The following is a 19,150-nucleotide window of genomic DNA, read 5'->3' on the forward strand; positions in this document are numbered from 1 at the left end:
AAGCCGCATCGTGCAGTTGCGTTGTTGCCTTGCTTCGATAGCGCTTCAGGCGATGCGCTTGAGACTGGTTTTGAACAATTGCGCGCGTTCGACATAACTGTCGGTGCCGGCGCGCATGCGGGCGATATCTTCTTCGCTCAGGGTGCGCACGGCCTTGGCCGGCGAACCGATGATCAGCGAATTTTCCGGGAATTCCTTGCCTTCGGTGACCAGCGCGCCGGCGCCGACCAGACTGTTCTTGCCGATCTTGGCGCCGTTGAGCACGATGGCCTGGATGCCGATCAGGGCACCTTCGCCGATGGTGCAGCCGTGCAGCATGGCCTGGTGGCCGACCGTCACGTTCTTGCCGATGTGCATCGGATAGCCGACGTCGGTGTGCAATACTGCGCCTTCCTGGACGTTGCTGTTCTCGCCGATGGTGATCAATTCATTGTCGCCGCGGATGCTCACGTTGAACCACACGCTGGCGTGTTCTTCGAGCTTGACCTTGCCGACCACGACGGCCGACTCGGCCACCCAGGCGGTTTCCGCGATTTCCGGCGTGTTTTCTTCCAACTTGTAAATTGCCATAATAAAATTGTCTCCTCGGTTATTCGGGGACACAGACATCCATATTGGGACAAACTGTGTTCCATCAACCCGCCATTTTACCGCTGCTGTCATAAATCAACGTGAATCCATCGCCGAACCCCGATTTTCCTGAAAACAAGTTTTCCGCCGCGACCGAACTGCGTCGCGCCGCGCTGCATTGGCTGGTGCATACCGACAGCGCCGCCAAGGCGGCCGGCGTGCGCGCCATGTCGCAGGCCTGGCATGCCGGCGCACTGGCGTTGGACCGGGGCGCTGCCTTGTCGACCGATGCCGCGGTGCCGGGACGGCCGGCGCATCCGGAGCTGGTGTCGCCGCTACTGGTGAAGTCGCGTTCGATGCGTACGGAAGAGGGACGTGCCGCGATGATCCATGCGCTGGCGCATATCGAATTCAACGCCATCAATCTCGCGCTCGACGTGATCTGGCGTTTTCCGGACATGCCGGAGGCGTTCTACGTCGACTGGCTCAAGGTGGCCGACGAAGAGGCCTATCACTTCTCCTTGCTGGAGGCGCATTTGCAGGTGCTCGGTTGCGCCTACGGCGATTTCACCGCGCATAACAGCCTGTGGGATATGGCCGAGAAAACCAAAGACGACATCCTTGCCCGCATCGCACTGGTGCCGCGGACCATGGAAGCGCGCGGACTCGACGCCGCACCGCCGGTGCGCAACAAACTGGCGCAAGCCGGCGATCACGCCGCGGCGGCCATCCTCGACATCATCATGCGCGACGAAATCGGCCACGTGGCCATCGGCAATCGCTGGTACGGCTGGCTGTGCGAGCAGCGCGGACTGGATCCGATTGCGACGTTCGCGCACTTGACGGTCGAATTCAAGGCACCGGTAATGCGCGGGCCGTTCAACATGGAAGCGCGTCGCGCAGCAGGATTTACCGAGGCGGAGCTGGCCTTGATGTAAGACGAAGGCTGCTTGGAAATCTTGTTATTTTGACGGGGAATTATTACCGTTTTTACGTTTTGGATACCGCATGGTTTGTTCATCATGCTATCGTGCGGCAGGATGTTTTTTCGGAACTGTTCCGCTGTTTTCTTGTGAGAGGATGCTATGAAATTGATCAAAGTGATCGGTGCTGCGTTGGCTATAGGCGCGGTAGGACTGGCGATCTCCGCCTGCCAGAAGAAAGAGGAAACGCCAGGACCGGCGGAAACCATGGGCAAACAGATCGACAGCGCGGTGAAGAACGCCGGCGATCAGGCCGCAGTGGTGGCGGACAAGGCGCAAGAGAAGGCGGCTGAAGCCAGCCAGAAGCTGGACAAGGCCGTCGGCGACATGAAAGACGGCGCCAAGGACCTGACGCAGAAAGCCGGCGAAAAGATGGAAGCCGCAGGCCAGAAAATCCAGGACACGGCAAAAGAAGCGCAGAAGTAATTTGCCGCTTGCAGCACCGGAAACCCGCATGTCGCCATGCGGGTTTTTTTATATCCCCGCCTTGTGGATTTCTGCGACGACACGCGCCTGGATGGTCGGGTCCAGCGCCAGTGCGACATGGCCGATGCCGCTGATGGCGACGTTTTCAGCGCCGGGCAAGTGCGAGGAGATTTGCGGCGAGACGATATTGTCGTGATGCGAATAGAGCGACAGGATGACGGCGCGCGTGGCCGGTTCTTCGGTGGCGGCGAGTTTTTGCAGCCACTCGCTGCTGGTGCCTTCTTCGGCGCGGCCGAGCCAGTTCATTTCGCCGCAGTTGATGCCAATGCCGAAGTTGGCAATGGTGGTGCCGTGATGCGGCGTTCCCAGCGTGATGACTTTAGCGATATTGGCGCAGCCGTGGTCGCGCAGGTATGCGCGTGCCGCCAGGCCGCCCATGCTGTGAGCGACGATGACGATCTTGTCCTGGCCGCTTTCGGTTACCAGCCGTTGCACCGCTTCATGGACCAGCGGTGCGTAGCCGTCGATGCTGCCGAAGACGGGCTCCATGTCGACCGCGTAATGCGTGATGTGGGCTTCTTCCAGGGCCTTGCTCATCCAGTGCCAGTAGCCGCTGTTGCAGCCGTAGCCATGGATCAGCAGCACCGGCAATGAGGTAGTGTCGGTGTAGATGCGCTTGTCGAAACGCTGGAACGGCATGCCCCAGGAAGAGCACAGCATGGTCGCGCAGTATTCGCCGGCAAACAGCCGGAAAATGCCGGGCCAGCTCAGTTCAGGCGTGTGCGCCGATTTGGCGCGGTTGGGCCAGGTCAGGAAGAAGCTGTTGGCCGTGATCGAGGCGCGGAACAGCCCGACCATCGCCAGGCTGAGGACGATGGCGAGCGGAACGTTGGTGACATGCAGCTTGACGAGCAGGAGGTAGAACAGGGCGGCGACGCCGAATTGGGTCAGCAGCAGGGTTCGGGCAATGCGGGCGATCATGCAGTGACGGCCTCTTGATTGTGGGCGAAACGACTAGCGTAACAGGATTGCATGACCGTTTTATTGCAGCGCAGCTTATTGTTTCTTTTTTGGTGGATTCAGGTCCACGATCCGGGTGCCAGCCAGACGATCGTGTAAGAACTGGCGTTGCGGATCGGCGTAGATCAATGCGGCCCAGACCACGACATTGACGGCGGGAATCCATATCAGCATCCAACCCTTGGCGCCCAGCACCCATGCCAGCGCCAATCCCGGCAGGAACCACAGCCAGCTGAGCAGGAAGCGCAGCAGCGCGCGCCATGCGTTGACCGGTGCGCCGTCGGCGCGGGTCAGGCGGATGCGCCAGGTCTTCATCGCCAGCGTCTGGCCGCCGCGGTTCCAGAACCAGATGAAGTACAGGCCGAGGATGACGAACAGCCAGCTTTCCAGCGCATGGCGCAGATAAAGCGCGTGGCGCTGTTCGAGGACGGTCGAGAATATCAAGGTCGAGATGAACACCACGCCGAACAGCAGCATGGATTCGTACACCATGCTGAACAGGCGGCGGCGCAGGGAGGGCGTGGGCAAGGTGGTGATGGGTGCGGTTGCGGGCGTCAATGGGGAGCTCAAGGCGGTCTCTTTTCTTGGTGTGGGCAAGTATTCTTTGGTCGGCGTGGCGCAGAGGCTTGGATGCGCCGGGAAGCATGATACGCGAACTGGAGGGGAATCAGGCGCAAACGGGAGCGTAAACTGAACACGCCGGCGTCATGCAAAAACGCCATGTCGGCGTGTATGCGCGGACATGGCGTTTTTGTTTTCCTGGTCTTTCTGGGAGGCGTCGGCCCTGGCGGCTTTACTTGATCTCGGTCGGTGTCGCCGCTGTCGGTGTAACAACTGTCGGCGGCGGCACCAGAGTCTGCTCCAGTGCCTCAGGAGGCAGCTGGATGGTCGGCGCAGCCTTGGCCTGAGTCGGCGGCAGCGCAGCGACGTGCTTGGGCAGCTTGGCTTGCGACAGTTTCTTCTTTTGTTCGTCCGACAACTGCTGGTATTCCTTCCACTGGGCGGACTTCTTGTCGGCATCCAGCTTCTTGGCGCGGGTGTAGCTTTCACGCACCGAACGGCGCTGCACCGGCGTCAGCTTGACCCAGTCGCGCATGCGTTCCTGCAGGCGTTCCTGTTCGGCAGGGCTCATGGCGGCGAACTTGTTGCCGATGACCAGCCATTTTTCCTTGCTGTTGAATTCCATCTTCTTCCACTCGCCGGCCAGCGGCGCGAGCGCCTGCTGCTGAGCGGGCGTCAGCTCGCTCCAGGTCGGCTTGGAATCGGGTTTCTTGGCGATCTTGGACGGCGTGGTCGGCGCCGATGCCGGCTGCTGGGTTGCCGCCGTGGAGTTCGGACCTTGTGCATGCACTGCTTTGCACGTCAGGACGGACAGGCCGGCCAGTGCGACGACTGCGGCAACGGTAAAGCTCAACATGTTGCGTGCTGTGGTGCTCATGGAAGTCCGGATGCCTGCCATCAATTATTCGCCTTGCTGCGCCAGATAGGCGTTGAAACCGTGATCGAGATAAGCCGACAGCGGCAGTTCATCCGACAGCACGCCAGCATCGATTTCAGCCAGGGCGCTGATACGCTGTTTGTGCTCGTGTTCATACAGGCCGGCAAACAGCATCACACCGGCCAGCAACGGGATGGCGACGCCAAGGCGACCCAGCCAGGAGAACGACGACGAAGGCGTGAAGTTGCCGCCCAACGCGCCTGCCAGTGCAAATTGCGGCGCCACGGCACGAACCGGAGCGGTGGTTTTCTTGCGGGCAAGCGCAACGCGACGCGCTTCCGCAAGGCTTTGCGTGGTCGATTCGGGCAGGTGTTCCAGATTGGCGTCCAGAGCGCGCTTTACCCGGTAAGCAAATTGTAGTTCTTTGTTGTTCATAAAGTGATTCCTTTGGCCCTGAGAGCTTGAGCCAGGGCGTGTGTTGCGCGAGAGCAATGAGTTTTGACGCTGCCCTCTGAGCATCCCATCGCGGCAGCTGTCTCGGCGACATCCATGTCTTGCCAGTAACGCATGAGGAAGGCTTCCCGTTGACGGGTTGGAAGTTTTTGTACTTCGGCGTCGATCAAGGCGAGCGTTTGTTCACGTTCAACCTTGTCTGCGCTGGACTCCGAAGCCTGAGTGCCTTCTTCAGCTTCGTAGCTTTCGAGCAGGTCGAAGTCTTCCTGGTTCTCGCTGTCGCGGCCGATGCTGGAAAACAGGCTGACCCAGGTGGTGCGGACTTTTTCCCGGCGGAAAAAATCATGGATGGTGTTTTGCAGGATGCGCTGGAACAGCAAGGGAAGTTCGTTGGCCGGCTTGTCGCCGTACTTCTCGGCCAGCTTGATCATCGCATCCTGGACAATGTCGAGCGCCGCTTCATCTTTTCGCACGGCGTAAACCGCCTGCTTGAAGGCGCGGCGTTCGACATTTTCGAGAAAATCGGAGAGTTCTTTGTCAGTTGCCATGCAATACGGCTTGTCGATGTGCAGCCGGGAATAGATGAATCGAATGCAATTCCAACGGGTATGTTGGAGGAGTGTACGGATTTGTAACAGAGCGCATGCTAGCAAAAAAGCCCTTGTTTGTGGTGGTGTTTATCGGAAAAGCACAATTACAGGGCGGTTTTGCGGGCTGCCGCACTAAATTAGCTTGACCAAAATGATGCGACGCATTAACGTGTCAGTCCGCTTCATCAACATGAAGTTCTATGGTCTTTACCGTGGTTACGCATAATGTAGCGATTGTCAAAGACGCGCTTTATTTAAAAGCTGTTTGTTCTAACCCGCGCCACAAGCGCGAGAAATTCGTAACGGTGTACTTGCACCAAGGCTGAACGAGTCGCGCTGAGCGGCATTTTGAACCTCACTACGGTTGGGGCGCAGAAATGACGTGACCGCACAAAGAAGGGATGCCGAAGGACGCAGGTCGATCAGTGCGATTTCGCCAGGAGAGAACATCCGATCAATCTCCAATGGACCTTGAAAGGAAGTAGTAATGAGTGCAGAAAACCTCACCGGTGCGGAGATACTCGTCCGTTGCCTGGCTGAAGAGGGCGTTGAGCACGTCTTCGGCTATCCTGGTGGCGCCGTGCTTTATATTTACGACGCTATCTTCAAGCAAGACAAATTCCAACATATCCTGGTACGCCACGAGCAGGCTGCGGTGCATGCAGCGGATGCCTATTCGCGCAGCTCCGAAAAAGTCGGCGTTTGCATCGTGACCTCCGGTCCCGGCGTGACCAATGCGGTGACCGGCCTGGCGACCGCGTACATGGATTCGATCCCGATGATCGTGATTTCCGGCCAGGTGCCGTCGACCGCCATCGGTCAGGACGCCTTCCAGGAATGCGACACCGTCGGCATCACGCGTCCCTGCGTCAAGCACAACTTCCTCGTGAAGGATGTGAAGGACCTGGCGGCAACGATGAAAAAAGCTTTCTATATCGCCACCACCGGCCGTCCAGGCCCCGTGCTGGTCGATATCCCGAAGGATATCTCGATGCACACCTGTGCCTACGAGTATCCGAAAACCGTCGAGATGCGTTCGTACAAGCCAGTCGACAAGGGCCACTCCGGTCAGATCCGCAAGGCGCTGCAACTGTTGCTGACGGCAGAGCGTCCGATGATCTACACCGGCGGCGGCGTGATTCTCGCGAATGCCGCTCCCGAGCTCAACAAGCTGGTGGATCGTCTCGGCTTCCCTTGTACCAACACGCTGATGGGCCTGGGCGCTTATCGCTCGACCAGCGACAAGTTCGTCGGCATGCCGGGCATGCACGGGACCTACGAAGCCAACATGGCGATGCAGCACAGCGATGTGATGATCGCCATCGGCGCGCGCTTCGACGACCGCGTGATCGGCAATCCAAAACACTTCGCCTCCAACGCACGCAAAATCATCCATATCGACATCGATCCTTCGTCGATTTCCAAGCGCGTCAAGGTCGACATTCCTATCGTCGGCAACGTCAAGGATGTGCTGCAGGAATTGCTGGCCCAGCTGGACGCCGCCGAAACCAAGCCGAATGCGCCTGCGCTGGCCAACTGGTGGAAGCAGATCAACAAGTGGCGCGAGCGCGACTGCCTGAAGTTCGCAACCTCGGACGAGTTCATCAAGCCGCAGGCAGTCGTCAAGAATGTCTGGGAAATCACCAAGGGCGACGCCTTCATCACCTCCGACGTCGGCCAGCATCAGATGTGGGCCGCGCAGTACTACGGTTTTGACAAGCCGCGCCGCTGGATCAATTCAGGCGGTCTCGGCACCATGGGTGTCGGCTTGCCGTACGCCATGGGCGTGCAGAAAGCCAATCCGGACGCGACCGTCGCCTGTATCACAGGCGAAGCGTCGATCCAGATGTGCATCCAGGAACTCGCGACCTGCAAGCAATATCACCTGACGCCGAAAATCATTCTGCTGAACAACCGTTTCCTCGGCATGGTTCGCCAGTGGCAGCAAATCGATTACGGTTCGCGCTACTCCGAGTCCTACATGGATTCCTTGCCCGACTTCACCAAGCTGGCTGAGTCCTATGGCCACGTCGGCATGAAGATCGAAAAGCCGGGCGATGTGGACGGTGCGCTCAGGGAAGCGTTCAGCATGAAAGACAAGCTGGTCTTCATGAACTTCATTACGGATCAAACCGAAAACGTCTGGCCGATGGTCAAGGCAGGTAAGGGTTTGACTGAAATGCTCTTGGGTTCGGAGGATCTGTAATGCGCCATATTGTTTCTGTACTGCTGGAAAACGAAGCCGGCGCTCTGTCCCGTGTGGTTGGGCTGTTCTCCGCGCGCGGCTATAACATCGAAACCCTGACTGTTGCACCTACCGAAGACGCCACTTTGTCGCGCATGACCATCGTGACCAGCGGCTCGGACGACGTGATTGAACAAATCACCAAACACCTGAACCGCCTGATCGAGGTGGTGAAGGTCGTGGATCTGACTGAAGGCGCGCATATCGAGCGCGAACTGATGCTGATCAAGGTACGTGCCGTGGGCAAGGAACGTGAAGAAATGAAGCGCACTGCGGACATCTTCCGCGGCCGCATCATCGATGTCACTGAAAAAACCTACACCATCGAATTGACAGGCAACAAAGGCAAGCTGGACGCGTTTATCGACTCGATCGACCGTGCGGCGATTCTTGAGACTGTTCGTACCGGCGGCTCCGGCATCGGCCGCGGCGAACGGATCCTCAAGGTCTGATGCACGACCATCGCTGGTAGTTCTATCGCTCTCTCTGTACTTAATTCAGTATTGAATATTTTAAAAATTAGTTAATAGGAAAAATCATGAAAGTTTTTTACGACAAAGACGCAGACCTGTCCCTGATCAAGAACAAGAACGTGACCATCATCGGTTACGGTTCGCAAGGCCACGCGCACGCGCAAAATCTGAATGACTCCGGCTGCAAAGTCACCGTTGCATTGCGCAAGGATGGCGCATCGTGGAACAAGGCCAAGAACGCCGGCCTGAACGTTGCCGAAGTCAACGAAGCGGTCAAGGGCGCCGACGTCATCATGATCCTGCTGCCGGATGAAAACATCGGCCAGGTCTATGCAGAAAACGTCGCACCGCACGCCAAGCAAGGCGCGACAGTCGCCTTCGCCCACGGCTTCAACATCCATTACGGTCAAGTCGTGCCGCGCGCCGATCTGGACATCATCATGATCGCACCAAAGGCGCCAGGCCACACCGTGCGTTCGACCTACACCCAAGGTGGCGGCGTGCCGCACCTGATCGCGGTCTATCAAGACAAGTCCGGTACTGCCCGTGACGTCGCGCTGTCGTACGCTACCGCCAACGGCGGCGGCCGTGCCGGCATCATCGAAACCAACTTCCGCGAAGAAACCGAAACCGACCTGTTCGGCGAACAAGCGGTTCTGTGCGGCGGCGCTGTTGAACTGATCAAGGCCGGTTTCGAAACGCTGGTGGAAGCCGGCTACGCGCCTGAAATGGCGTACTTCGAATGCCTGCACGAACTGAAGCTGATCGTCGACCTGATCTACGAAGGCGGCATCGCCAACATGAACTACTCGATCTCGAACAATGCGGAATACGGCGAATACGTCACCGGCCCGCGCATCATCAACGAAGAGAGCAAGAAGGTCATGAAGCAAGTGCTCAACGACATCCAGACCGGCGAATACGCCAAGAGCTTCATTCTGGAAAACAAGGCCGGCGCACCGACCTTGCTGTCGCGCCGTCGCATCAACGCTGAGCATCAGATCGAAATCGTCGGCGAGAAGCTGCGCGCGATGATGCCGTGGATCAAGGCCAACAAACTGGTGGATCAGTCGAAGAACTAATACGACCACGGACCGCGATCGTGGGCATCATCTCAGGACACGCAAGCATGCGTGCCCTGGGCAGGACGGCGCAAAGCATTGCTTTGCGAAACCCCGTCCAGCCTGCCTTGGATCAAGGCTAACAAACTGGTGGACCAGTCGAAGAACTAACACGACCACGGACCGCGATCGTGGGCATCATCTCAGGACACGCAAGCATGCGTGCCCTGGGCAGGACGGCGCAAAGCATTGCTTTGCGAAACCCCGTCCAGCCTGCCTTGGATCAAGGCCAACAAACTGGTGGATCAGTCGAAGAACTAATCGCTTTCTATCGATGACGAAAAGGACGCTCCGGCGTCCTTTTTTATTTTCCGCGATCTGCAGCAACAAAGATGTTGCAACGCTTGCATCTTGTCACAATTGCATTGTTCCTCCGAAGAACTAAGCGTCTTGCAAGGCGTCCAACGCCAGTCTTCGTTACTGCTTCTTTCGGGCTTTCATGCGCAGGGCAGTGCGAAACTCATTAATCCGTTTTATTTCTGGAGATATTCATGTCGCGCTCAAGCCAACTATTATTCGCCGCCGTACTTGCCACAGCCACGATGGCGGCACATGCGCAATCAGCTCAAACCACCGGCACCATGGTGGTCATCCCTGCTTCGGGCGAACTCGTCGTGCCCAACGATGAGGCCCGCGCCACCCTGAACGTGGAAGAGCAGGACAAGGACAAGGCCGCCGCTGCGTCGCGCGTCAACAAGAAGATGAAGCAGGGCATCGACATCGTGAAGCGGCAAGACCCGCAGGCGCAGCTCAAGACACGCGGCTATTACACCTACGCGGTCTACGCCGAAGATCCGCGCCCGAGCAACAAGCCGCGCCCCATTGTCGGCTGGCGTGTGGGGCAGTACCTTGACGTCACAACCACCAATCTGGAAGGCCTGCCGCGTACCGTGGCAGCAGCACAGGGCATCCTGGGACTCAACAATCTGCAATTCGGACTGAGCCCTGCCGCAACCAAGAAACTGGATGCAGATCTCATCAATGCCACCTTCAAGAATCTCAATGAACGCATTGCATCGATTGCCGGCGCGATGGGCCGCCGTAGCAGTGACGTAGTGGTGGAAACGGTGGATTTCGAAGGCTCCGGCAACTACGCCCAGAACGCAGCGGCCCCCAAGGCGATGATGATGCGCGCGATGGCCGATGCGCCGGCGCAGGAAGCCGTCGCCGAGCCGAGCTTTGAACCGGGTGACACTACCATCGGCATGCATCTGGTCGGGAAGGTGCGGTTCAAGTAATTGAATGAATGCCATCGGGCGGCGTGCCGTGCAGGTCGCCCGATACGCTGCGGCGCGCCGGTGCACCAGCATGCCGCAGCGCCATGACTGTTCTCCTTGTCCTGTCCGCCACCCACGCCATTGTTCGCGTCAATCGTGCTAATCGCGATAAAATAGTCACTCATCAGAAGAAGAATGGCTTTATCAGGCCACCAGGTCCCTCCGTTTTCCTCCGGCCGGAATCTCTGGCTGTCATTCGCTGTCTACGGGTAAATATCCGTCGATTTGACTCGCGGTGCGTTACATTTCTTAGGCGCTCGTCTAGAATAAGCACGCTTTAACATTTTGAAAACTATCAGCGACTATCGGAGCAACGTTGAATAATCACTATCCACATCCTATTATTGCCCGCGAAGGCTGGCCTTTTCTGGGCATTGCCGTTGTCGTCGCCGTTGTCGTCACCCTGATCGGTGGAGCATGGTCGATTCCTTTCTGGATCATCGCCTTGTTCGTACTGCAATTCTTCCGCGATCCGCCGCGCACCATTCCGCAGAATCCCAACGCCGTGCTGTCGCCTGCCGATGGCCGCATCGTTGTGGTCGCCAAAGCCCACGATCCTTACACCAATCGCGAAGCGCTGAAAATCAGCGTGTTCATGAACGTGTTCAACGTGCATTCCAACCGTGCCCCGGTGGATGGCAAGATTGAGACCGTGCAGTATTTCCCCGGCAAGTTCGTCAATGCCGACCTCGACAAGGCTTCGCTGGAAAACGAACGCAATGCACTGGCGATCACTACGGCCAACGGCCAAAGCGTGACGTGCGTGCAAGTGGCCGGCCTGATTGCGCGCCGCATCCTGTGCTACGTCAAAGCCGGCGACGTGCTGGCGCGCGGCCAGCGTTACGGCTTCATCCGTTTCGGCTCGCGCGTTGACGTGTACCTGCCGTTGACGGCAACCCCCAAAGTGAGCGTCGGCGAAAAAGTCTCGGCTACGGAAACCATCCTGGCTGAATTCTGATCACCCGACGCATATTGGACTGACTTCCTATGGCAACTTTCCGCAGACGCAAAAACAAGGGCGCGATTCCGTTTCCGAAATCCTTGCGCAGCCATAAGGCGCCGATGTATCCGGCCCAGCTGGAAGACGTCGACGGTGCGCCCATCGTGCGTCCACGGCGCTCGCGCGGTATCTACCTGCTGCCGAATGCCTTTACGACGGCGGCGCTGTTTTGCGGCTTCTACGCCATCGTGATGGCGATGAACCTGAAGTTCGACCATGCCTCCATCGCGATTTTCGTCGCCATGGTGCTGGATAGCCTGGACGGCCGTGTGGCGCGCATGACGAATACGCAAAGCGAATTCGGCGCCCAGTACGACAGCCTGTCCGACATGGTGTCGTTCGGCGCGGCGCCGGCGCTGGTAGTGTATGAGTGGTCCCTGCGCGGCATGGGCAAGCTGGGCTGGCTGGCGGCGTTTGTGTATTGCGCCGGCGGTGCCTTGCGCCTGGCGCGCTTCAACACCAACATCGCGGTGGTCGACAAGCGTTACTTCCAGGGGTTGCCAAGTCCTGCCGCTGCGGCGCTGGTGGCCGGCTTCGTCTGGCTGATGGACGACCTGCGTTTCGCCGGCACCGACCTGAGCTGGGCGGCGTGGATCATCACCTTGTATGCCGGCATCACGATGGTGACCAACGTGCCGTTCTACAGTTTCAAGGACATCAATTTCCGCAAGCCGGTGCCGTTCATCGCGGCCCTGCTGGTGGTGGTGCTTCTGGTGGTGATCTCCAGCGATCCGTCCAAGGTGTTGTTCGGTCTGTTCGTCCTTTATGGCCTGTCAGGCTATATCGTCTATGCCTGGCGCAAGATCAAGGGCAAGCCCGTCAGCATCGTGCAGACAGAACACGAAGAGAAGTAGTTTTCAGGGCAACTGAAACCGATCAAAACCGCCGCAGCGAAAGCCCGGCGGTTTTTTTTCGTCACGCGCTGCAGAGTCGACCGGGTTGTCACTGTTGCATCGAAAATCGTCCACATTGCTGCTAAGCTGAAACGGAGAGGCTGATACCCCCGTCGAGGACCTTCATGGCCATTGCAATCAACAGTTCGTTTACCGCCAGCGTTCCGGCTGCCTATGGAGGCAGCACGCCGGTGATCGATCTCGGCCTGAGCCCGGCGGCGATCAGTACTGCGGTGGCATTGACCAATGCCGGATCGGTGGTTGTCAGCATCAGCGGCGCGCCGGCCGGATCAGTAACGTATACGGCGGCCGGCTTGTTGCGTGAAATCTCTTTTGCAAGCGCGCCGACGCAAAGACCGTCGCCGCAAGTAGTTCGGCAAGAACGGGTACCGCAAGAACGGCAATCCTCTCAAGCGGCCAACTCGGCATCCGCAGCTTTTCCCGGCAACGACGTCCAGCAGCCGGAGCAGAGTGAACCGGCAGTGGATGGCGTCTACAACGGCAGCGGCGTGTTCACGCCGACCAGCGGCATCTCGCCGCAATTCGCTGCGGCGCTGCGCAGCGATCCGGGCTTGTCGGCTGTCGCGGCTAACGACTCGTTCGCGTCAGGCGCCGTCGGCACGCTGGTATCGACCAGCGCCTGATTATTTTCCTTCCGGATTTTCCAGCTTGTCCGCGCTGATGGCGGTGGCGATGCGTCGTCGCAGCCCGCCGTCCTGCGCGATTTTTTCGCTGAGGCGGTGGTCCATGCCGGGCAGGTCGATCAGTCTTCGGAAACGCACCGACTGCGCTGCATCCATCAACAGGTCCGCAACGTCGTGCGGTATCACCGCGTCGTCGAGTGCGCGGATGATCGTCAGGCCGCCGCGATAGCTGCGGATCAATTCCAGCGTTTTCGCATCCCGCCAGCTGGCGGGCCGCCGTATCGCGGCGGAGAACTCTGGGCCGAATGGCAAGGCAAAGGCGGCTCGGTCATAAATCGCACCGACCATCAGGACCACGTGATCAATACCGCTGGCTCCGCTGCAGGCCAGGCGAATGGCGATCTCGCCGCTCATGCTGGTGCCGACGACGGTGTGGATATGGTGTTGGGGATCGACATGCTGCCGTACCTGCCCGGCCTGATGCAGGCGTTTTTTCAGCGAGCCGGGGGTACTGGCGCTGCTGTCGCCATGACCGGAAAAATCGAAGGCGACGCTGCCAAGGCCCTGCGCCGCGAGGTCTTCCCGCAGCGGGCGCTGGCGTTGGCGATGGCTTTGTCCGGCGCCATGCAGGAACAGTACGCCCGGCGCATTCGCCGTGCCGAGAACGTCGCCGACGATGGTCTCATCGTCAACGTTCAGTTCAAAGCGCCGTTCGTTCATTCAGGCGAATTTTGCCGCCGTTCGTTGCCCGGCGTCTTGGCGTAATAAGAACGCTTGTCTTCGTACATCAGCGCGTCCGCGCGTTGCACCGTGGCTTCCAGGCGTTCGCCGTGCTGGCTGGTGGCGCTGCCCATCGACAGGCTCAGCGGCGAGCCGGAGTAATACTGGTTGTTGATGTCGATCAGGCTCTGGATGTTTTCCATCATGGCGACGGCGCCGCGTTCGTCGGTGGCCGGCATCAGGATGGCGAACTCGTCGCCGCCGATGCGCGCCGCATGCACCGGCCGGTCGGCCGCCTTGCCGAGCACTTCGCCGATACGGCGCAGCAGGGCGTCGCCGGCTGCGTGACCGAGCTGATCGTTGACTTCCTTGAGACCGTTGAGGTCGGCCATGATGATACTGACCGGGAACGGTCCCTTGCGCTCCAGGCGATTCATTTCATCGACCATGAAGGCGCGATTGTGCAGCTTGGTCAGTTCGTCGTGCTTGCCGAGGAATTCGAGATAGGCTTCGGCCTTCTTGCGAGCAGTGATGTCGGTCAGCGCGACCAGCACCAGGTCCCAGTTCTCTTCGTGGCCGGGGAATACCGAGAATTGCAGATGCACGTGCAACTGGTCCCCATTGAGCGAGTAATTCACCACTTCGCGCTGGTGGAACAGATTGCCGTGCCACAGTTCTCCCAGCTGCTCGTTGAAATGCGGCCGCATGTCGTCGCGGAACACTTCGCTCAGGCGCGACAGCAAGGTCTGCTTGTCCGGCGCGTGAAACATCGTCAGCGTCTGCTGGTTGACGTCGATGACGCGGATCTCCTGCATGCAGCGTTCGACGAACTCCGGATGCACATCGGTGAACACGCGGAAATCCTTGATGCCGATCTGGCGCAGGTCGCCGAACAGGCGCTTGACCGCGCTGAAATCTTCCACCCACAGCGAGATCGGCGAATACTCGAACAGCCCGCGAGCATAGTCTTCGCTGTGCGTGAGCTTGCGCCTTGCAGTTTCGCGTTCGGTGACGTTTTCCACCGCCAGCAGCACGCGCCCCCAGCTGTCTTCGTAGCCGGGCAGGATACGTGCATTCAGCTGGATGTCGAGGCGCTTGCCGGACAGCGTGTAGTTGACGCTGTGGCTGGAGAATTCGTGCTTGCCTTCCCATACCTGCAGCAGCTCTTCGATATGCGTGTGCAGCATGTCGTCGCGGAATACCTTGCCGAGGTTGGCGATCAGATGATCGAGATTGTCGGCCTCGAACAATTGCAGCGTCTTGCTGTTCACTTGCAGGACGCGGATGTTCAAGGTGCATTCATGGACGCGCGACAAGTCTGCTTGCAGGTAGCTGCGCAAATCGGTGACGCCGGCTTCGCGCCAGGCATCGAGCAGATCCTTGACGCCGCTGAAATCTTCCAGCCACATGGAGACGGGAGCCAGCTCAAACATCTCCGCATTGACAAACCCGACGCCGTCGGTGGCGGCATTGTCGAGGGGGCTGCTTTGATTCTGCATAACGGTGAAGAAAGGTGGGTGACGCATAAGTGTAATGCCTTTAATGCAATGCACCCACATCCTTCAAGGTCAATTTGCAGATTTTTTGATGAAAATTATGCAATTTTACTAAGCAGCTTGACGCGTGCAATTCCTACCGCGGCGCCAGCAATTGCGCCGCCATGTTGCGCAAACGACGGGCCGGCGCCGTCGCCAGGCGAACCAGGGATTCCAGCGAAAAGTAACGCGTCGGCGCACTGGCGTAATGCAACACTTCAGCCGTTCGTGTTGCATGCAGGCAAGTCCAGCCGCCGCGCTCAATCTGGTAGTGCTGACCTTCGTGCACGGTCGACAGGGTCCTCAGCACGGCGTCGGACAGCCATTCGGGCGACTCGCGCAGGCGGATGCTGCCGGCTTCCACCACCAGCACGGCATCGCGGCGGCTCCACAAGTAATAGCTTTGGCCGGCGCTGAGCTGGATCCGGGTCGGGGCGGTCTGAGGGCTGTCGGTTGTGCGCATGATGTTTTCCCTGTTGGTTGGCGTAGGGATAGTCTAGGCAGGACCGGCCTTACGAAACAGGCACAGGCGGTTGCCATGTGAATCGAAACAGCGTGTCTTTTTTTGATCTGTTATCGTCTGTTTTCGACTGCTCTGTATCTATCGCCGCCACAGCGGAAAGCTGAAGATTCACCCATGGACATGCAACCACCCCCTTTCTCTAACGCTGCTGCTGCGGCCATCGCATCAGTGTCGCCAATATCACCGGTGCCACCGGCCCCGGCCTTGCCGATCTATCGTCGCCTGGCCGAACACTACCTGTCGGCGATCCAGTCGGGCACCTTGGCGCCGGGCGACCGCATGCCGTCGGTGCGCGACCTGATGCGGCAGCATCATGTCAGCCTGTCGACTGCGTTGCAGACCTTGCGTCATCTGGAAGAGGGCGGTTGGCTGGAGGCGCGTCCGCGCTCCGGCTATTTCGTGCGCCAGCCGCGTCGCGCCGCCATCCGCCCGGTGGGCGAGCCTAACATCCTGGCGCCGCTCGATCCCGCGCAATATGTCGGCATCCATGAGCAGGTTTCCGATTTCATCGCACGCCGGCAGTTGCAGGCGCCCGCCATCGACCTCAGCGGCATGACCTGTGCGCCCGAGCTGTATGCGGTCGAAGCGCTCAAGAACGCCGCCATCCGCGCCTTGCGCGAGCAGCCTTCCTTGCTCACCAGTGCGATGCCGATCAACGGCAACGCCACCTTCCGCCAGGTGGTCGCGAGGCGGGCGCTCAATGCCGGCATTCGTATCGGCGCCGATGACGTGGTGGTCACGCACGGCTGCATCGAGGCGCTCAATCTTGCGTTGCGTGCGGTGGCCCAGGCGGGCGACACGATCGCGGTGGAGTCGCCGACGTATTTCGGCTTGCTGCAGACGCTGGAAAGCCTGGGCATGCGCGCGCTGGAAATTCCGACCAGCCCGCAGACCGGCATTTCGATCGAGGCGCTGGAACTGGCGATCCAGACTTACGGCAACATCAAGGCGGTCGTGGTGGTGCCGACGCTGCAAAATCCGCTCGGCTGCATCATGCCGGACAGCCACAAGGAACGCCTGGTGGCGCTGTGCGAGCGCTGCGCGGTGCCGCTGATCGAAGACGACGCCTATAGCGAACTGGCCGACGGCGACGTCGCGCCTAGCGCGGCCAAGGTATGGGACCGCAGCGGCAATGTGATTTACTGCGCCTCGCTCAACAAGGTGCTGGCGCCGGGCATGCGGCTGGGCTGGATGACCAGCGGAAAATGGCATGAACGCGTCAAGATGCTCAAGTTCGCCTATACCCGCGCCAATGAGGAATGGACCCAGATCACTGCCGCCAACTACATGGGCTCGCCGGCCTACGACCGTCACCTGCGGCGCTTGCGCGGCAGCCTGAAGGAGCAGCGCGAGCAGATGGCGGAAGCAATCGCCGGTTACTTCCCCGCGGAAACGCGTCTGAGCGTGCCCGACGGCGGCGTTGGCCTGTGGGTGGAGTTGCCGCGCGGGCTGTCGTCAAAAGCCGTGTTTGCCGCCGCGCTTGATCAGGGCATCGGCGTGTCGCCCGGCGTGATCTTTTCCAACTCCGACCGTTTCGACCACTATCTGCGCCTGTGCTGCGGCAAGCCGTTTACGCACGAGCTGGATCAGGCTCTGCGCAAGCTGGGCGGGATTGTCGAGCGCCTCCCCGGCTGACGGCATCGGCATGCGATTGACGAAAGGCTTTCCCGCTGCTGCCGGAAAGCTTTTTTTTGCTTCCCTGAAGAAAACTTGTAAGATTGCGTTCGATCCCCGCGACAAAGCACCACTTGCCGACCGGCGCACCGTGCTGATTTCCACGTCGCTGCCGGACAGGCGTATTCCTAAACAAATTACAGGAACAGCATATGCAGTCTCTTTCTCAGGGCGGGGCGGACGCGGCGTTGTTGCAGCTGCTGCAGCAGGCGATCAGTTTTCATACTGCCGGTGATCTGGCCCGGGCCGAGCGGATCTATCGTGAAGTGCTGGCGCAGGACCCGGTGCATCCGATCGCCCTGCATTACCTCGGCATTTTCTTGCATCAGAACGGTCAGCATGACGAAGGCGTGCAAAGCATCCGCCTGTCATGCGCGCTGCAGCCGGACAACGCGGCCTGGCACAACGACCTTGGCAACGTACTGTTTGCGCTGCGCGAATTCGAAGAAGCTTCCGAAGCCTATCAGGCCTCGCTCGACGCTGATCCGCACGACCATGTGGTGTGGAACAACCTGGGCTCGTCCCAACTGCAGCACAACGACAGCGAAGGCGCGATCGCGTCGTTCAAGCAAGCCGTCGCGTTGTCTCCGGAATTCGGTCCGGCGCTGATCCACCTCGGCAATATCTACGACGCCGCCGGCGACAAGATGACCAGTTCGCACTATCAGTGCCGCGCCTTCGTACTGCCGCCGCTGGAAGGGAAGTCCAAGGAGATGCTGGGCATTTCGTTCTACTTCCTCGGCCGCCTGCAAGAGGCAGCCGACATCTATCGCGACTGGATGGAAGACGAACCCGACAATCCGATCGCTGCGCACATGTATGCCGCTTGCTCGCAGATCGAAGTGCCCGGCCGGGCGTCGGACAGCTATCTGGAAAAACACTTCGACCGCTATGCCGAGACCTTCAACGCCAATCTGGTCGGCAGCCTCGGCTATCGCGGTCCGCAACTGATGGGGCAGGGGTTGGACATCATCGGCGCCGCCGGCAAACAGTACGACGTACTCGATCTCGGCTGCGGTACGGGATTGTGCGCGCCCATCGTGGCGGCGCACGCGCGCTCGCTGACCGGCGTCGACCTGTCCGGCAAGATGCTTGATCAAGCGCGGGCACGCGGTGGTTATGACCGGCTGATCAAGCAGGAAATCACCGACTTCATGGCGTCGGAGTCGCAGGCGTTCGACCTCGTGCTGGCGGCGGACACGATGATCTATTTTGGCGGCCTGGAGAAGGTGTTCGGTGCCGTGGCGGTCGCACTCAGGAGCGCCGGCCATTTCGTGTTCACGGTGGAGGCCGTCATGCCGGAAGCAGGGCTAGTCGATGGTTTTCAGTTGCACCCGAGCGGCCGTTACCGTCACGGCGCCAACTATGTCATGCGTTGCCTGGCGGACGCCGGACTCACTCTGGTCAGCATGACTGAGGCAACGCTACGCGAAGAGATCCGCCAGCCGGTCAAAGGCGTGCTGGTGGTGGCGAAAAAAGCATAGCGTTGCCCGCAAAACGGCAGACGAAAAAAGAGCGGCGGGCCTCAGCCTCGCCGCTCTTTTCGTTTCTACATCTCATGCGTC

Annotated in this window: 20 protein-coding genes; 11 read left to right on the forward strand and 9 right to left on the reverse strand. The window is 59.5% G+C overall.

Annotated features, from left to right (window positions below):
* Positions 1–45: 45 nt before the first annotated feature.
* A complete protein-coding gene (locus ACIROY_RS13530; protein ID WP_053198376.1) occupies positions 46–570 on the reverse strand; it encodes a gamma carbonic anhydrase family protein in 525 nt (174 codons plus the stop codon).
* 95 nt (positions 571–665) lie between these two features.
* On the opposite strand from ACIROY_RS13530, the gene ACIROY_RS13535 reads away from it, so the two are divergent.
* Together ACIROY_RS13535 and ACIROY_RS13540 are read left to right on the forward strand one after the other, a co-directional pair.
* Positions 666–1,508: a ferritin-like domain-containing protein gene (locus ACIROY_RS13535; protein WP_402279398.1), complete on the forward strand. Its 843-nt coding sequence runs from the start codon at positions 666–668 to the stop codon at positions 1,506–1,508.
* 147 nt (positions 1,509–1,655) lie between these two features.
* A complete protein-coding gene (locus tag ACIROY_RS13540; RefSeq protein ID WP_402279366.1) occupies positions 1,656–1,979 on the forward strand; it encodes a hypothetical protein in 324 nt (107 codons plus the stop codon).
* Between the two features lie 48 nt (positions 1,980–2,027).
* Here the strand turns inward: ACIROY_RS13540 and ACIROY_RS13545 are convergent, their stop codons facing one another.
* From ACIROY_RS13545 to ACIROY_RS13565, 5 genes are all read right to left on the reverse strand, one after another.
* Positions 2,028–2,960: an esterase/lipase family protein gene (locus tag ACIROY_RS13545; protein ID WP_402279368.1), complete on the reverse strand. Its 933-nt coding sequence runs from the start codon at positions 2,958–2,960 to the stop codon at positions 2,028–2,030.
* A gap of 75 nt (positions 2,961–3,035) precedes the next feature.
* Positions 3,036–3,536 (reverse strand): RDD family protein, encoded by a 501-nt coding sequence (locus ACIROY_RS13550; protein WP_402279400.1) that lies wholly within the window; start codon positions 3,534–3,536, stop codon positions 3,036–3,038.
* Between the two features lie 256 nt (positions 3,537–3,792).
* Positions 3,793–4,437: a DUF3106 domain-containing protein gene (locus ACIROY_RS13555; protein ID WP_402341970.1), complete on the reverse strand. Its 645-nt coding sequence runs from the start codon at positions 4,435–4,437 to the stop codon at positions 3,793–3,795.
* Between the two features lie 24 nt (positions 4,438–4,461).
* Positions 4,462–4,872 (reverse strand): DUF3619 family protein, encoded by a 411-nt coding sequence (locus ACIROY_RS13560; protein ID WP_402279372.1) that lies wholly within the window; start codon positions 4,870–4,872, stop codon positions 4,462–4,464.
* Complete coding sequence (locus ACIROY_RS13565; protein WP_402279374.1) at positions 4,869–5,438, reverse strand: RNA polymerase sigma factor; 570 nt, start codon at positions 5,436–5,438, stop codon at positions 4,869–4,871. The genes ACIROY_RS13560 and ACIROY_RS13565 overlap by 4 nt, the downstream gene beginning before the upstream one ends.
* A 529-nt stretch (positions 5,439–5,967) precedes the next feature.
* On the opposite strand from ACIROY_RS13565, the gene ACIROY_RS13570 reads away from it, so the two are divergent.
* The 7 genes from ACIROY_RS13570 (at position 5,968) to ACIROY_RS13600 (ending at position 13,133) form a co-directional block, all read left to right on the forward strand.
* Positions 5,968–7,686: an acetolactate synthase 3 catalytic subunit gene (locus ACIROY_RS13570; RefSeq protein ID WP_402279376.1), complete on the forward strand. Its 1,719-nt coding sequence runs from the start codon at positions 5,968–5,970 to the stop codon at positions 7,684–7,686.
* Positions 7,686–8,177, forward strand: a complete 492-nt coding sequence (gene ilvN / locus ACIROY_RS13575) for an acetolactate synthase small subunit (RefSeq protein WP_007882202.1) — start codon at positions 7,686–7,688, stop codon at positions 8,175–8,177. The genes ACIROY_RS13570 and ilvN overlap by 1 nt, the downstream gene beginning before the upstream one ends.
* An 86-nt stretch (positions 8,178–8,263) precedes the next feature.
* Positions 8,264–9,280, forward strand: coding sequence for a ketol-acid reductoisomerase (ilvC, locus tag ACIROY_RS13580; RefSeq protein ID WP_016832337.1), 1,017 nt, complete (start codon positions 8,264–8,266; stop codon positions 9,278–9,280).
* 530 nt (positions 9,281–9,810) lie between these two features.
* Positions 9,811–10,557, forward strand: coding sequence for an SIMPL domain-containing protein (locus tag ACIROY_RS13585; RefSeq protein ID WP_402279621.1), 747 nt, complete (start codon positions 9,811–9,813; stop codon positions 10,555–10,557).
* Between the two features lie 355 nt (positions 10,558–10,912).
* Positions 10,913–11,554, forward strand: coding sequence for a phosphatidylserine decarboxylase (locus ACIROY_RS13590; protein ID WP_402279624.1), 642 nt, complete (start codon positions 10,913–10,915; stop codon positions 11,552–11,554).
* Positions 11,555–11,583: 29 nt separating this feature from the next.
* Positions 11,584–12,450 (forward strand): CDP-diacylglycerol--serine O-phosphatidyltransferase, encoded by an 867-nt coding sequence (pssA, locus tag ACIROY_RS13595; protein WP_116433167.1) that lies wholly within the window; start codon positions 11,584–11,586, stop codon positions 12,448–12,450.
* A gap of 164 nt (positions 12,451–12,614) precedes the next feature.
* Positions 12,615–13,133: a hypothetical protein gene (locus tag ACIROY_RS13600; protein ID WP_402341972.1), complete on the forward strand. Its 519-nt coding sequence runs from the start codon at positions 12,615–12,617 to the stop codon at positions 13,131–13,133.
* Here the strand turns inward: ACIROY_RS13600 and ACIROY_RS13605 are convergent, their stop codons facing one another.
* From ACIROY_RS13605 to ACIROY_RS13615, 3 genes are all read right to left on the reverse strand, one after another.
* Positions 13,134–13,853 (reverse strand): alpha/beta hydrolase, encoded by a 720-nt coding sequence (locus ACIROY_RS13605; RefSeq protein ID WP_402341973.1) that lies wholly within the window; start codon positions 13,851–13,853, stop codon positions 13,134–13,136.
* A complete protein-coding gene (locus ACIROY_RS13610; RefSeq protein WP_402342032.1) occupies positions 13,850–15,352 on the reverse strand; it encodes a diguanylate cyclase domain-containing protein in 1,503 nt (500 codons plus the stop codon). Before ACIROY_RS13610 ends, ACIROY_RS13605 begins: the two co-directional genes overlap by 4 nt.
* A gap of 133 nt (positions 15,353–15,485) precedes the next feature.
* Positions 15,486–15,851 (reverse strand): hypothetical protein, encoded by a 366-nt coding sequence (locus tag ACIROY_RS13615; protein WP_402279632.1) that lies wholly within the window; start codon positions 15,849–15,851, stop codon positions 15,486–15,488.
* Positions 15,852–16,025: 174 nt separating this feature from the next.
* Here ACIROY_RS13615 and ACIROY_RS13620 point away from each other — a divergent pair, with 174 nt between their 5' ends.
* Positions 16,026–17,546 (forward strand): PLP-dependent aminotransferase family protein, encoded by a 1,521-nt coding sequence (locus tag ACIROY_RS13620; protein WP_402279635.1) that lies wholly within the window; start codon positions 16,026–16,028, stop codon positions 17,544–17,546.
* A 191-nt stretch (positions 17,547–17,737) separates the two neighbouring features.
* Positions 17,738–19,069 carry a tetratricopeptide repeat protein gene (locus tag ACIROY_RS13625; protein WP_402341975.1) on the forward strand — a complete coding sequence of 444 codons (1,332 nt, stop codon included), beginning with the start codon at positions 17,738–17,740 and terminating at the stop codon, positions 19,067–19,069.
* The last annotated feature ends 81 nt before the right edge of the window (positions 19,070–19,150 follow it).

It is taken from the genome of Herbaspirillum sp. NPDC101396, from assembly GCF_044767365.1.
Lineage (GTDB): Bacteria > Pseudomonadota > Gammaproteobacteria > Burkholderiales > Burkholderiaceae_D > Herbaspirillum.